The following is a 462-nucleotide window of genomic DNA, read 5'->3' as shown; positions in this document are numbered from 1 at the left end:
CGCATTTTCAGGGACGGCCTGATCCGCGCCATACGTCCCGGCGGGGACGCATCCGTTGAAGTCAGGGAGGCGGCATGGTGGTGACTATGCCGCCGTTTCCTGGCTCCAACGGAATGGAGTGTTGGTCTTCCACATGGCGTGCAGGATCACGGCCATCTTGCGTGCCACGGCGATCCTCGCCTTCTTGAACCCGGACGCCTTTGCCAGCTTCAGGCCCCACGCCTTGAGCGTGGAGAAGCGCAGGTTGCGCGTGAGAAGCGTCGTGGCCGCCTCGTAAAGGTGCTTCCTGGTCATCAGGCTCCCCTGTTTGGAGATGCGCCCGTTGCGGCTCGTCTCGCCGGACTCGTATCGTCGCGGCGTCAGGCCGAGATAGGCGCCAGCACTCGAGGATCGTTGGAAGCGCGATGCGTCGTCGAAGGACGAGGCGACGGAAAGGGCGGTGATGACGCCAACGCCCGGCAT

The 462-nt window shown here is 64.3% G+C and carries 1 protein-coding gene; it reads right to left on the bottom strand.

Features of this window, described 5'->3' with window-relative positions; all coding sequences use genetic code 11:
* Window positions 1-84: 84 nt before the first annotated feature.
* The coding region (locus O5O54_RS22270) for a transposase (protein ID WP_279484032.1) at window positions 85-462 on the bottom strand (378 nt) is incomplete at its 5' end.

This window comes from Aureimonas sp. SK2 (assembly GCF_029813115.1).
Lineage (GTDB): Bacteria > Pseudomonadota > Alphaproteobacteria > Rhizobiales > Rhizobiaceae > Aureimonas.
Note: the sequence above shows the minus strand (reverse complement) of the source record. Positions and strands in the feature narration are given on the sequence as shown.